Source organism: Brevibacterium limosum, assembly GCF_011617705.1.
GTDB classification, from domain to species: Bacteria; Actinomycetota; Actinomycetes; order Actinomycetales; family Brevibacteriaceae; genus Brevibacterium; species Brevibacterium limosum.
In genome coordinates this window covers 1051744-1065666 of sequence record NZ_CP050154.1, presented here as the reverse complement: position 1 = coordinate 1065666, position 13923 = coordinate 1051744, and the positions used below count along the sequence as shown (strand labels likewise).

At 64.1% G+C, this 13923-nt stretch carries 11 protein-coding genes; 2 read left to right on the top strand and 9 right to left on the bottom strand.

Going from position 1 to position 13923, the window contains the following annotated elements; translation table 11 throughout:
• Nucleotides 1-36: 36 nt before the first annotated feature.
• Nucleotides 37-918 carry a helix-turn-helix transcriptional regulator gene (locus tag GUY37_RS04780; protein WP_166822858.1) on the top strand — a complete coding sequence of 294 codons (882 nt, stop codon included), beginning with the start codon at nt 37-39 and terminating at the stop codon, nt 916-918.
• 21 nt (nt 919-939) lie between these two features.
• On the opposite strand, the gene GUY37_RS04775 is transcribed toward GUY37_RS04780, so the two are convergent.
• Both GUY37_RS04775 and GUY37_RS04770 read right to left on the bottom strand, forming a co-directional pair.
• Nucleotides 940-2361, bottom strand: coding sequence for an FtsX-like permease family protein (locus GUY37_RS04775; RefSeq protein ID WP_166822856.1), 1422 nt, complete (start codon nt 2359-2361; stop codon nt 940-942).
• Nucleotides 2358-3134: an ABC transporter ATP-binding protein gene (locus GUY37_RS04770; RefSeq protein WP_166822854.1), complete on the bottom strand. Its 777-nt coding sequence runs from the start codon at nt 3132-3134 to the stop codon at nt 2358-2360. Before GUY37_RS04770 ends, GUY37_RS04775 begins: the two co-directional genes overlap by 4 nt.
• A gap of 200 nt (nt 3135-3334) precedes the next feature.
• On the opposite strand from GUY37_RS04770, the gene GUY37_RS04765 reads away from it, so the two are divergent.
• A complete protein-coding gene (locus tag GUY37_RS04765; RefSeq protein ID WP_166822851.1) occupies nt 3335-3733 on the top strand; it encodes an SRPBCC family protein in 399 nt (132 codons plus the stop codon).
• Here GUY37_RS04765 and GUY37_RS04760 read toward each other — a convergent pair.
• The 7 genes from GUY37_RS04760 to GUY37_RS04730 all read right to left on the bottom strand — a co-directional run bounded on the left by GUY37_RS04760 (nt 3730) and on the right by GUY37_RS04730 (nt 13680).
• Nucleotides 3730-5328 (bottom strand): polysaccharide pyruvyl transferase family protein, encoded by a 1599-nt coding sequence (locus tag GUY37_RS04760; protein WP_166822848.1) that lies wholly within the window; start codon nt 5326-5328, stop codon nt 3730-3732. The genes GUY37_RS04765 and GUY37_RS04760 overlap by 4 nt on opposite strands.
• A gap of 215 nt (nt 5329-5543) precedes the next feature.
• The gene (groL, locus tag GUY37_RS04755; RefSeq protein ID WP_152347380.1) at nt 5544-7136 is read right to left on the bottom strand and encodes a chaperonin GroEL; all 1593 of its coding nucleotides are present in this window, start codon (nt 7134-7136) and stop codon (nt 5544-5546) included.
• Nucleotides 7137-7172: 36 nt separating this feature from the next.
• The gene (gene groES / locus GUY37_RS04750) at nt 7173-7466 is read right to left on the bottom strand and encodes a co-chaperone GroES (protein ID WP_039209993.1); all 294 of its coding nucleotides are present in this window, start codon (nt 7464-7466) and stop codon (nt 7173-7175) included.
• 379 nt (nt 7467-7845) lie between these two features.
• Nucleotides 7846-9054, bottom strand: coding sequence for a resuscitation-promoting factor (locus GUY37_RS04745; RefSeq protein ID WP_166822845.1), 1209 nt, complete (start codon nt 9052-9054; stop codon nt 7846-7848).
• Nucleotides 9055-9273: 219 nt separating this feature from the next.
• The gene (locus GUY37_RS04740; RefSeq protein ID WP_166822842.1) at nt 9274-10275 is read right to left on the bottom strand and encodes a TatD family hydrolase; all 1002 of its coding nucleotides are present in this window, start codon (nt 10273-10275) and stop codon (nt 9274-9276) included.
• The gene (gene metG, locus GUY37_RS04735) at nt 10275-11990 is read right to left on the bottom strand and encodes a methionine--tRNA ligase (RefSeq protein WP_166822839.1); all 1716 of its coding nucleotides are present in this window, start codon (nt 11988-11990) and stop codon (nt 10275-10277) included. Before metG ends, GUY37_RS04740 begins: the two co-directional genes overlap by 1 nt.
• 607 nt (nt 11991-12597) lie before the next feature.
• Nucleotides 12598-13680 carry a hypothetical protein gene (locus GUY37_RS04730; RefSeq protein ID WP_166822836.1) on the bottom strand — a complete coding sequence of 361 codons (1083 nt, stop codon included), beginning with the start codon at nt 13678-13680 and terminating at the stop codon, nt 12598-12600.
• Nucleotides 13681-13923: the final 243 nt, after the last annotated feature.

The following is a 13923-nucleotide window of genomic DNA, read 5'->3' as shown; positions in this document are numbered from 1 at the left end:
CTGGCTCCACTCGATGACGGTCCTTAGCATGGTGGTATGAGCGCGAAAGACGAGAGAGTACGGGATTTCCTCACCACCCGTCGGGCGAAGATCACCCCGGACATGGTCGGCCTGCCCACCGGCAGCGGTGTGCGACGTGTCCCCGGTCTGCGGCGAGAAGAGGTTGCGATGCTGTCCGGAGTTTCCGTGGACTACTACACGCGGATCGAGAAGGGCGACCTGAGCGGCGTCTCGGACGAGATCCTCGGCGCCCTCGCCCGGACGCTGCAGCTGGGTGACGACGAGACCGCCTACCTCTATGACCTGGCGCGTACGTCCCATCGGCCCTCGCGAGCTCGTCGACAACCGAGGTCCGCAGCGTCCGTGCCCCAGCAGGTGCAGCTGCTCATCGATTCGATGAAGGCGTCACCGGTGGTCGCGCTGAATCAACAGCTCGATATCGTCGCGGCGAATACCCTCGGCCGTGCCCTCTTCGACGTCGTCTTTGTCAGCCCCACGAAGAGGTCCGACTCCGCCCCGCCGAACATGGCCGCATTCGTCTTCCTCGATCCCGCAGCCGACACTTTCTTCGGCGACATCGACGAGGCAGCCGGCACTTGCGTGCGCATGCTGCGGGCCCAGGCCGGTAAGACTCCGCACAACAGGCAGCTGACCCAGCTCATCGGCGAGTTATCCACGAGAAGTACGGACTTCAGCGCACGCTGGGCCGCCCACGATGTCGGCATCCACCGCACAGGCGCCAAGACGCTTCACCATCACGAGGTCGGCGAGCTCGACCTCGGATTCGAAGAGCTCACTCTTGTCTCTTCCCCGTCCGTCACATTGTCGACCTATGTCGCCGAGCCTGAATCGCCGACTTCGGAGAAGCTGCAGCTGCTGGCGACCTGGGCGGCGACGGAGAAAGTCGCCTCGCAGTAATCGTCAGCCGTCGGCCGCCCCTCACACGGCTTCGAGCGCCCGGACGGGGCTGATTGACGTCGCCGCTCGGGCGGGTTCGCGGCTGGCGGCGAACACGGCGACGAGGGTACCGACGATGACGGCGAGGACGACCGCCCAGGGCACGCTCGGGGCGAAGAGGCCGAGCAGGGGCGACAACAGAGTCAGCGCGCCGACCCAGCCGAAGCCGATGCCCAGCGGAACCGCCACTACGCAGGCGGTCAGGCTCAGCTGCAGGCCTTCGGCCGTGATCATCCGCCGCACGCGCTTCGGGGTTTGGCCCAGTGCCATGAGCAGGCCGATCTCCTGAGTGCGCTGCCGCACGGAGAGCATGAGCGTGTTCGCGACGCCGATGACGGCGATGATCACGGAGAAGAGGATGAGGGCGAAGGCGAACAGCATCGACTTGTCGATGACGGTGGCCAGCGCGTCCTCGAGACCGCCCCACCCCTCTTCACCGAGGGAGCGCGCATACCGCAGCAGCTGATCGCGGAAGGTGGTCATGGCGGTGGCGAACATGACGATGAGCGTGATGCCGATGACGAGCCCGATGACCGTGCGCGCGTTCCGGGTGGGATGGCGGGCGATCGTCGATGCGGCCAGCCGGGACACCGCGGTGCGTCCGACCAGCCAGCCGATCGCCGCCTGCACCGGAGGCAGGATCCACGGATGACCGATGACGACACCGAGGAACGTCAGACTCGACCCGAACGCAGTGAGCACCACGCTCATCAGGCTGATTCGATGGTCGGCGGCTCCGATCACGGAATTGACGAGGAACGTCAGGCCCATGGACAGCAGAATCAGCGAGGCCGTGAGTCCCCCGAGTGAGGCACGGACATCCTCGGGGCGGCTTTCGACCGCCTGCGAGGTCGCCTCGATCGGAGAGATCCCCGTGATGCGGCGCGCGCCCAAGTACGCCGACAGCCAGGTCACGATGATGGTGGCGAGCGCGGGAACGGCCATGGTCGGGGTGAGGAGAGCGACCTCCTCGGTGATGGCGTTGCCCAGGTAACTCTGGGCCGCTTTCGCCAGCCCGGTCGACGCTGCGAATGCGAGCACCGCGGCGGGGACGGAGATGATCAGCCCCTCCACCGAGACGGCCCTGCGCAGCCGTTTCGACGACGCCCCGATGAGGCGCAGCAGGGCGAGCTGGCGGCTGCGGCCGGCGATGATGATCGAGAATGTGTTCGCGATGACGAGCGCGGAGACGAAGAGGGCGATGAGGAAGAAGGTGAACCCGTCCATCGACAGCAGGCTCTGCGCGGTGTCGGATTCGGCGACGATCTTCGCCGAGGACAGCCACGCGGTCAGTATCGCGATGCCCTGCATGATCGCGGTGCCGAAGAGGGAGGCGATGAAGACTACGAGGACGCTGGGGAAGAACTGCCGCGGATTGGTCCGGATTTCGCGCAGCGGGTTCATCGGCTCACCGCGGATTCGGCACGTTCGTCGATGTCGAGCATGGTCGCGGCGATCGCCTCGGCGCTGATGGCATCGTTCAGTTCCGTCACCGGGGTGCCGTCGGCGATGAAGATGACGCGGTCGGCATGGGCGGCGACGATCGGGTCGTGGGTGACGAGCACGATCGATTGGCCGAAGTCGCGGACGGCCTCGACCATGATCGCCATGACTTCGCGACCGGACTTCGCATCGAGGTTGCCTGTCGGCTCGTCGGCGAAGAGGATGTCGGGGCGGGTCGCGAGCGCCCGGGCGATGGCCGTGCGCTGCTGCTGTCCGCCGGAGAGCTCATGAGGCCGGTGCTTGAGCCGGTCCTCCAGCCCCAGGCGGCGGACGACCGTGGCGATCCAGGCGCGTTCGTCGGCGTCGGGTCGGCGGTCGTCGAGTTCGAACGGCAGCCGGATGTTCTCTTTGACGGTCAGCGTGGGCACGAGGTTGAACGCTTGGAAGACGAATCCGATCCGGCGTCGTCGCAGGGCGGTGAGGTCGTCGTCGCGCAGCTTCGTGATCTCCTCCTCGCCGAGGTGGACTGAGCCAGAGGTGGGACGATCGAGGCCGGCGAGGACGTGCATGAGAGTGGATTTCCCCGAGCCCGAGGGTCCCATCACCGCGGTCAGCCGAGCCGGTGCGATGTCGAGGCTGACTCCGCTGAGGGCCGTGACCGCGGCACCTTTCGGATCGAAGACCTTCGAAACGTCGCGGAGTCGGGCGATGGGCATCGTCGGGCCGGTGGTCATAGATTCCCTCATGCGTCGGTGCAAGCTGTCGTTTCCAGACTAACTAGAATCAACGCTCAGAAACATGAAAAGCGACTGGCCAGTAGGTGAGAGCCAGCTGTGCGACTGGAGCGGTGAGAGCTCCTCTCCGCCTGCTTGCGCAGCCCGTCCGGGTCCGGCTGCCTCTATTGCTGCGGCCCACGCTGTGGTCCACTGGGGAGATGACTCGTGACGCGCTCCACCTCTCGATGTCCGTCGCCGCCTCCCCCGCCGAGGTGGCTGCCTTCGCCGGGAACCCCGCGAACCTTCCGAGGTGGGCGGCGGGTCTGAGCGCGGGCATCCGGGAAGAGGACGGCCGTTGGATCACGGACTCCCCGAGGGGTGAGGTCGAGGTCCGCTTCGGTCCGCACACCGACCTCGGCATCCTCGATCACGACGTGATCTTCCCCGACGGCACGGTCGTGCACAATCCGCTGCGCGTGCTCGCCAACGGCACCGGCGCCGAGGTGGTCTTCACCCTGTTCCGTCTGCCAGGGGTCGATGAGGCCGAGTTCGCTCGGGACGCGGACATGGTCCGAGCCGACCTTGCTCGACTTCGCAAACAGTGCGAGGCCGACTAGTTCGCCTTGGGGACAGACCTCGGCGACACCTCGTCGAAGCGGCGGACTGTGCTCTTTGCAACGCGTCGCACACGGCGTTCGAGAGACCGCCTCCAGCCACGAACCGTGCGAGCAGCCCGGACCGAGCGCATGTTCTCCTGCTTCTCAAGCTTGGCATTGCATGCCTGCAGTTCTCTCGTCGCTTCCTGCGCTTGTTTCTTCGCCACCGCCAGCTGACGATCGCGCTTGGCCAGCAGCAGGCCATACTCTTCGATCGATGTCAGCCGCGCACGATTCGCGCTCGGTGCGGAGTCGAATCGGTTCTCCAGTTCCTCGGCGTGGAAGAACCCGGGAGCTGGAACGGATGAGGCACTGGGCTTCTCCCCCGAGCCGTCACCGACAGTGTGGGCCACGACGAAGTCCCACCAGTCCCCATGCTCGGCGCGACGCTGGGCGGCGCTGTCTTGCAGCGCATCGGCGATGACCTGGCGATTTTCGGCCACCCCGACTCCTGTCGCGACGACATCATCGATGGAGTCCACCGGGAGAACGAACTGTTCCATTCCGACGTTCTCGGCTGCTCCGCGCATTCGGATGGACGAGTAGAGGTTGGGCACAAGAGAGATGAACGGCACTGCGGCGGCACCGGCGAAGATTCCCGCGTGGTAGCGGGTGCCGATGACGAATTCAGCCCTCTCAGTCAGGGCGATGAGTTCACGAGCGGTGAGCATCCGGGTCGGTCTGACGGACTCCCGACCGACCTCGGTCGCAATCTGATCATTGGTGAGCTGGTCTCGTGTCGGCGCAGCGGGCGACAGTGCGCCGCCGTGGGGAACCAGCAGCACATTGAGCCCGGTCTCGTCGGTGAGACGTCGGGTGATGTCGACGAGGTGCGCGTGATAGGCACTGTCGGAGAGCACCGGTGACGACGCCTTCTCGGCGAAGCTGGCCAGGATGAACGGCTCTGCGGTCAGATCGTCGACAGCGCGGCGGTCTTCTTCGCGGGATTCGAGTGAGAACGCGTCATCGACCTGCCTGCACACAACGGCACGTTTGCCCCCGACCTGCTTGGCGAACGTCGTCGTATAGCTTTCCCGACTGCCGACGAACTCGGCGTCGGCCAAGAACTCGTAGACGAGCTTGCGGTCCTCGTCATAGATCAGCGGCCCCAGAGTCTGGCTCGTCAGAGCATAGGGCTTGCCCAACAGCTGCGCGATCCGCCCCAGAGTCACCCGTTCATAGATGTGATGGGCGAACATCGAGTTGAGATTCCCGCCGCCGGCGATGAGCACCGCGTCGGACGCGCGCACGGCATCGATGACTTTCAGGGCCGGGTCCCCTGCTCTGAGAGAGCTTCGGCCCCCTTTGGTCTCGACGTGTTCGAGCACCTTCTCCATCCGCGCGATGTTCGGCTCACGGTCACGTTTGAAGCCGATGCGCGGGATGGCATCGACCCCGTACATCTCGGCCGCGTAGTCCGGCTCTCCGGCGATGAGGGTGATCTCGATGTCGGTGCGCGCACGCAGCGCATCGATGGCCAGTTCGGTCATCGCCTCATCGCCGAGGTGGTAGAACCGACTCCAACCGACATCGCCGATCATCGTTATGCGTTTCATATCTCCCTAGGATCCGCGAGTGACGCCCCTGCTGGCGGCCTCCGCGACAATCTAGTCACGACAGGTCTCACGGAGGTGAATGTCGCACGACGACCGGGTGAACAGTCGACCTGAATGGACGGCCGCCTCGGTGAGGGTGAATGCACGAGTGGCCCGGAACTTCATGTTCCGGGCCACTGGTGTGGGTCAGAGGTGACTCAGTCCGAGCGGATAGCTCAGTCCTCGTCCTCCTCTTCCTTCTTCTCGACGACCAGGGTCTCGGTGGTGAGAACCAGGGCGGCGATCGAAGCGGCATTGCGCAGTGCCGAGCGGGTGACCTTGACGGGATCGATGATTCCGGCCCCGATGAGGTCGCCGTAGTCACCGATTGCGGCGTTGTAGCCCTGGCCCGACTCGAGGTCGGTCACCTTGGCGACGACGACGTAACCGTCCTGGCCTGCGTTCTCGGCGATCCAGCGCAGCGGCTGGACGACTCCGCGCTTGACGATGTCGGCGCCGGTGAGTGCGTCACCGGACAGACCGAGGTCGTTGCCGTCGAGGACCTTCGCGGCGTGGATCAGAGCCGATCCGCCACCGGCGACGACGCCCTCTTCGATGGCGGCACGAGTAGCGGACACGGCGTCTTCGACGCGGTGCTTGCGCTCCTTGAGCTCCACCTCGGTGGCGGCGCCGACCTTGATGACTGCGACTCCGCCGGAGAGCTTGGCCAAGCGCTCCTGCAGCTTCTCGCGGTCCCAGTCGGAATCGGTGTTCTCGACCTCGGCACGGATCTGGGCGACACGACCGGCCACAGCATCATCGGCACCTGCACCATCGATGATGGTGGTGTTGTCCTTGGTGACGGTGATGGTGCGGGCGTTGCCGAGCTCCTCCAGGGTGACCTGGTCGAGCTTCATGCCCATGTCCGGGGTGACGACCTGGCCGCCGGTGAGGACAGCGAGGTCTTCGAGGATGGCCTTGCGGCGGTCACCGAAGCCGGGAGCCTTGACGGCGGCGACGTTGATGATTCCGCGCAGCTTGTTGACGACCAGGGTCGACAGAGCTTCACCCTCGATGTCCTCGGCGATGATGAACAGCGGCTTGCCGGCCTGCTGCACCTTCTCGAGGACGGGCAGGAGCTCCTGGATGTTGGAGATCTTGCCCTGGTTGATGAGGATGAGAGCGTCGGAGAGCACAGCCTCCTGACGATCGGCATCGGTCACGAAGTGCGGCGACAGGAAGCCCTTGTCGAACTGCATTCCTTCGGTGATCTCGAGCTCGACCGATGCGGCCTGGGACTCGTCGATCGTGATGACGCCGTCCTTGCCGACCTTGTCGAAGGCATCGGCGATGAGTTTGCCGATCTCTTCCGACTGGGCGGACAGTCCCGCGACGTGCGCGATCTCCGAGGAGTCGGCGACATCGCGGGCGATGGTGCCCAGCTGCTCCGAGACGGCCTCGACGGCGGTCTCGATGCCGCGCTTGAGCTGACCGGGTGCGGCACCTGCGGCGACGTTGCGCAGTCCTTCGTTGACGAAGGCCTGAGCGAGAACGGTCGCGGTGGTGGTTCCGTCACCGGCGATGTCGTTGGTCTTGGTGGCGACTTCCTTGGCCAGCTGTGCGCCGAGGTTCTCGTACGGATCGTCGACCTCGACCTCACGGGCGATGGTCACACCATCGTTCGTGATCGTGGGAGCGCCCCACTTCTTGTCGAGCACGACGTTGCGACCCTTCGGTCCCAGCGTCACCTTGACGGTGTCAGCCAGTGTGTTGACACCCTTTTCGAGTGCACGACGAGCTTCGTCGTTGAATTCCAATGATTTAGGCATTCGTCCTCCTGTCAGTGAAGTAGTCGTTCAGGGGATTCAGCCGATGACTGCGAGCACGTCGCGAGCCGAGAGCACGAGGAACTCTTCGCCTGCGTACTTGACTTCGGTGCCTCCGTACTTGGAGTAGATGACCTTGTCGCCGACGGCGACGTCGACCGGCACGCGGTTTCCGTTGTCAGCAACGCGGCCCGGGCCGACTGCGACAACTTCGCCTTCCTGAGGCTTCTCCTTGGCGGTTTCGGGAATGACCAGACCACTGGCGGTAGTCTGTTCTGCTTCGACCTGACGGATGACAATCCGATCTTCGAGTGGCTTGATGGAGACCGACATATCGGGCCCTCTCCCTTCGCTGGGTTCTATTTCATCGAGTCAGACGGCGGCTTCTGCCATGAACCTCTCGTCGTCGCGGGTGCCGAGCGATTCGACCGTCTCATGAAACTGGCACTCAATGAGTGCTAGTGCTAATTCGACTCTAGAACGCTCTTAGCACTCGGTCAACTTGAGTGCCAGCAATTCGTCATGCTCTGGGCGAAAGTTCAGACTGGGGGCAAAAAGCGTGGGCCCCGAGGAGAGATCCTCGGGGCCCACGCTCCTTGCTGACCGCCTCAGCTCAGTTGTCGATATCGGTTGTCAATGGCGGCCAGAGCTCGTTGCCGGTCAGGCGACCGACCGGCGCTTGCCGATCCGGTGCCCCAGAAGCGGCAGCTGATCAGGCGCAGGTCCACTGGCCCCAGCCGGCCTCGGCCTGGAGCTTCTTCGCACGCTGGAACTGCTCCTGCGGGCTGGCGTCGGACGGGTTGCCGCTGCCTCCCATGGAGTGCCAGGTCTGCGGAAGGAACTGGAACAGACCGAAGTGCGTGCCGTTCGAGGCCTTGGGGTCGAAGTTCGACTCGCACTGTACGACCTGGTACCACTTGGAACCGGGTCCGCCGAGCATGTCCTTGATCTCCTGGGTGCTCATCGAGCCGCCGCTGGAGCCGGAGCCGCCGCCGGTGCTCGAGTCACCGGAGTCGCCCGAACCGGAGTCACCGGAGTCACCGGAATCGGAGCCGCCGGTGTCAGCCGGTTCTTCCTTCTGCTTGGTGCCCTGGACGACGACCTTGGCCTTGGGTTCGGAGAGGACCTTCTCGTCCTTCTTCTCCTTCTTGACCTCTTCGCCGTTGATCGTCTTGACCTTGTAGGTGACCTGCTTCTGGCCGTCCTTGCCTTCGGCCTCGACCTTGGTCTCGCCCTCAAAGAGGGAATCGGACTTCTTGGTCTCGACCTCGGCTTTGATGGCCTGCTTGTCCTTGACGGTGTCGTTCTTCACGCGGTTGACGGTCAGCACCTGGCCGTCGGAGACCTCGGCGGACATCGGCACGGACAGGAAGTCGTCCTTGTCGAGCTTGACGCCCGTGTCCTTGAGCGCTTCCTTCGCGGTGCCGACAGCGGCCGAGACCTTGTGGTCCTTGCCGTCGGCGACGACGGTGAGGTCCTTCGACGTGGTCACGTCGATGTCATTGCCCTCGTCCTTCAGCCGCTGACTGGCCTTTGCGTTGAGGTCGGCGCCCTTCGCGTCCACGCCGAGGTCGGCCAGAGCCTGACCCACGGTGTTCGCGTTGGTCCATTCGTTCGTATCCTTGCCATCGACGGACAGCGCGACCTTCTTCGCCGTGTTGACGGTGATCGTCATGTCACGGTCGACCTTGGTGCCCACACCGGGCTTGACGTGGTCGCGCTTATCGACATCGATTTCGTGGCTGTCGAGGATGTCCCCGACGGTTCCACCGAAGGTCCGGATCTCCTCGGCCTGTCCGTTGACCTCCAAGGTCACAGGCTTGTTCATGGTCACGACAGCGCCCGTGCCACCGACGAGTCCGGTGATCACGACCGCCTGTGCAGCGATCTGAACCTTGCGGTTCTTCAGAAAATCAATCACAAAAATATCCCTGAGCAGAGTTTATCGACCTGTTCACTGTAACCGATTCGTTACACGCTCCGCAAAATATCACGGAAATGTAACGGTGTGAGTTTCCTGAGGGCGCGTCTGACCTGGAGTTCCCCCTTGTTTCCGGGGCATTCCCGACCGTGATATTTCCTCGCCGAGGCGGCCCTGCGTCCCGTTACCTCGCTCACAGAACGAAGGACTGAACCCTGCTCAGTCCCAGCTGTCGAAGGCACGCTCCGCGTTGTTCCACACGGCAGCGCAGAGATCTTCTTCGCTCATCCCGCGCACGTCGGCGAGTTTCCGCGCCGTGATCGCGGTGAGATAGGGACCTCCCGGCTTCCCGCGATGTGGGTGCGGGGTGAGGAAGGGTGCATCGGTCTCCGTCAGCAGCAGCTCCAGCGGAGCGGAAGCCGCCGCCCGCCGCAGCTCGTCGGCGTTCTTGAACGTGAGGTTGCCGGCAAACGACATGTAATAGCCCTCGGCCGCACATTCGCGGGCCATCGCCTCGTCACCGGAGTAGCAGTGGAAGATCGTGACCTCGGGGGCGCCTTCCTCCTTGAGGATGCGCAGCACATCCGCGTGTGCCTCCCGGTCGTGGATCTGCAGGGCGCGTCCGGTGCGCTTGGCGATCTCGATATGGGCACGGAAGGAACGCTGCTGTTCGGCGACGCCCTCTTCTCCTGTGCGGAAGTAATCGAGTCCGGTCTCCCCCACCACGCGCATGCGCTCGTGCGAGGACACGAGCGATTCGATCTCGGTGAGCGCGTCGTCGAGCAGGCCCCTCTCGGCCAGCCGCGGGGCTTCGTTCGGGTGGAGGGCGACCCCGCCGATCATCCAGGTCCGTCCCTCAGCAGGAGGAGTGGGCACGGTGCGGTGGCCGTCCGCCTCGGCGAGGGATCCCACTTCTGTGGCCGCCTCGGCGGGGGTGCGTGAATATTGGGAAGCCACGAGCTCGGTCGTCCACCGGGCTGCCGGAAGGTCACAGCCGATCTGGACGATGCGACGGACCCCCGCCTCGGCGGCGGTGTCATGGAAGAGATCCAGCGACGGGAACTCTTCGTCCGCGTCCGGGGTCACTTCGGGTTCGGGTTCACCGGCACCCAGCGGCAGCCGCACACCCGTGCAGATGTCGAGGTGGGTGTGGGTGTCGACGATGGGGTGAGCGAGCGGTTCGGGCACCGGTGGATAGGTTCCGGCGGCGCGCGAGGCCATTATTCGGTCTCCTCCACGAACTTCGGGAACACGGGTTCGGGCTTCGGCAGGGGTGTGCCCGGCTCGAGCGGGAATTCGACGGCCGCGAAAGACCGGGGATCGGCCTCGGCGGCGGCGATGCCGTCGGCAGCGGCCTCGGCGACGTTCGGCGCCAGGGCGGCCGACGCGTAGGCGGCACCGGCGGCGACGCCGATGGCCGCACTCGCGGACACGGCTCCCATCGCCTCGGCGCCGGACCCGGAATCGACGGCGGTCGGCAGGACCTTCGCACCGGCCTCACCGACGCCGGCGGGCACACCGAGGAGGTCGAGGATCTTGCCCGCGGATCCGGGCATGACCGGCTGGATGAGGATGGAGATGATGCGCACGACCTCGATCGTCACCCACAGCACGGTGGCCATGCGGTCGGGATCGGTCTTCTTCAGCTTCCACGGCTCCTGCGCGGAGAAGTAGCGGTTGGCCTCCGAGAGCACCTTCCAGCAGGCCTCGACATAGAGGTGGAGGGCCTGGGTGTCGACGTGGCGCCGGGCGGTGTCGGGCACGGCACGGGCGAGGGCGAGGAGCTTCTCGTCCGCCTCGGTGAGAACGCCGGGCTGCGGAACCTGGGCGTCGCAGTTCTTCTGGATCATCGACAGCGAACGCTGGGCGAGGTTGCCGTATTCGTTGGCGAGGTCGGAGTTCTTCCGGGTGATGATCGAGTCCTTCGTGTACGAGCCGTCGTGGCCGTAGGAGAACTCGCGGAAGAGGAAGAAGCGCAGGGTGTCCAGGCCGAAGGCGTCGACGAGGTCGAGCGGGTCGACGACGTTGCCGACGGACTTCGACATCTTCTCACCGGCGTTGAAGAGGAATCCGTGGGCGTGGACGCGCCTCGGCAGCTCGATGCCGGCGCTCATGAGGAACGCGGGCCAGTAGACCGAGTGGAAGCGGATGATGTCCTTGCCGATGATGTGGACGTCGGCGGGCCACCATTTGTTCAGGCGCTCCTGGTCATCGGGGTAGCCGGCGGCGGTGAGGTAGTTCGTCAGGGCGTCGATCCACACGTACATCACGTGTTTGTCGTTGCCGGGCACCGGCACACCCCAGTCGAAGGTGGTGCGGGAGACCGAGAGGTCCTTGAGCCCGGAGGCGACGAAGGAGGCGATCTCGTTGCGGCGGGAGTCCGGACCGATGAACTCCGGGTGGTTCTTGTACAGTTCGAGCAGCTTGTCCTGGTATTTCGAGAGGCGGAAGAAGTAGGACTCCTCTTCCGTCCAAGTCACCTCGGTGCGGGTCTCCTTGGACAGGCGCACACCGTCGACGACCTCGGTCTCGTCATCGGTGTAGAAGGCCTCGTCACGCACGGAGTACCAGCCGGAGTAGGTGTCGAGGTAGATGTCGCCGGCCTCTTCGAGCTTGCGCCAGATGGCCTGCGACGCGGTGTAGTGGTCTTCGTCGGTGGTGCGGATGAACCGGTCGAAGGTCGAGCCGAGGGCGAGCTGGGTGTCGCGGAAGTTCTTCGCGTTGTCGTCAGCGAGCTCTTTGGGGGTGATGCCGAGCTTGTTCGCCGCCTGCAGCATCTTCAGACCGTGCTCGTCCGTGCCGGTGCAGAAGAAGACATCGTGATTGTCCAGTCGCTTGAACCGGGCGATCGTGTCGGCCGCAATGTACTCATAGGCATGCCCGATGTGAATGGCCCCATTGGGGTAGGCAATCGCTGTCGTCAAGTAGTAACCCATAGGGAACTCAGTCTAAGGGACGCCGCCGCGCAGGCGCGCATAGGCGGGTGCAGGTGGGACTGAGGGCAGTGCGTGTGGGCGGGTACGGTGCGGGGCAGGGCGTTGGACTGCGGCGCAGGCGGCGCGCACGGCCTCGGCGGGGAGTCTGCAACGCCAGTCTCTGTTTGGGTATGGGTTTCTCTGAAATGCTCACTGATCAACCTGAGCATTTCAGAGAGAAGTGCACCATTCGCGGCCGTGTTCCCCGAACATTTCGTTGCCCGGCCTTGCCTCACCCACCTCCATGCATTCCGGCTGCCTCCTTTGACCCTCCCTGTGCTCCAACTGTGAAGTGTTGTGCTCCAGCACCGAGCCACCGATTCCGATCGTGGATTGATTGCGACAAGGCGGCTCCCTCGCTCGAGTGGACCGCTTCGGCCGACTGACCTGACGGAGTGGACCGATTCGGCCGACTGACCTGACGGAGGGGACCGATTCGGCCGACTGACCTGACGGAGGGGACCGAGAGTGGCGAGAGAACTGGCGACCCGGACCGTTTGGGGCGGCCGCTGAATAGATCGTGGGACTGTCCGGCGGGCAAACCACCGGGCCGACCGATAGACCTGCTCTATTGCAACGTCGGTTTGCCCCTGAATTCCAGGAGCTGCGGAGCCTGGCCGAACACCTTCATCTCAAACTGCTTCAGATTGGTGACGTCGCCAAACTGCAGATGCACGATTCTGAACCCCATGTTCAACAGCTCGTTCTGCTGATGACCTTCGTGTTTGAGCCTCTCTCCGCCGAAGTCGGCATACTTCTGACCTCCGTCGAATGCGAGGACAGTGTTCGTGGGCCTGTGAAGGAAGTCGAGCCTCGCGAGAAGCGAGCCATCGCGCCCAACGTTCCATTGCTGAGTGAAATCGTGCAGACCCATCTGATGAAGGGCAAACGAGGTCCGACTCTCCGCGTAGTTCTCAGAGAGCGGGCTGATGATCGTCAAGATTCGCAGAGCGCGTTTCCTCCCCCGACGCAGGCGCATCGCCGCTGGGACGAAATCACGAGCCACGATCTCTCGTCCGACGGCGTGCATGCGCCGTGGGTCATGCATTCCGATTCTGGCGTCGCCGGACTCTCGTTCGACTTGTGCGCGCAGTCCCCCTTCCAAAGCGGCCATGCCATCTGCCGGGCCTTTCTCGGCAATCAGATCCAGCCCGGTGCGGACAGAGGTGAGTGTTCTGACACCGTGCACTGTGCAAACGTCCTCAGCACTGTATTGTCGTTTCCGCCTGATGATCTCGGGGCTGCTCGAGTAAGCGGTCGGATTCGTCACCACGATCCGCTCGAGCTCTGCCTTGAACAACGGCAGTTCGTGGAGGATCGCGGCGGACACTCCGCTGACAGCGTCATCTGCCCTGAAGTGGCGATAGTGCACGATTCCCAGTCGGGCAATGTGTTCGCTGAATCGGTGGTCGCCTTCGCGGCTTGCGCCCGTCGCCGAACGGAAGTATTCGACCCAGTCTTCATCCATGATCAACACCGATGCCGACCGGTGCTTCTTCACATTGCAGGCACGAACGATCGAATAGATTCCGCGGGTCAGCCTCAGCATGCAGCAGTTCACTGCGCTGGAGATCGCTTCATGGGTCATCCCTACAGCTCTGAGGGTTCTGTAATCGACGACGTTGTACTTGTCCAAATATTCGAGTTTCATCTGCTGATCGTGCGACTGCACCGCGGTCTTGTCACGCGGTGAAAGCACCCTCTGTGGAAAGCCTCGCTCCGCCCACAAGAAGAGGCGTCGAAGTCATCGGCGCTGTGCACACGAGACAGCTGTCGAGTCATCCTGACCGTTGCCCCTCATTTTCGCGGCCCGACTCCGTTTTCGGTACGGGCTCTTCCGAGTTGCTCACGTTCTTTTGTGTGCATTTCACAGGAAGGTGTATCGAACTTTTCA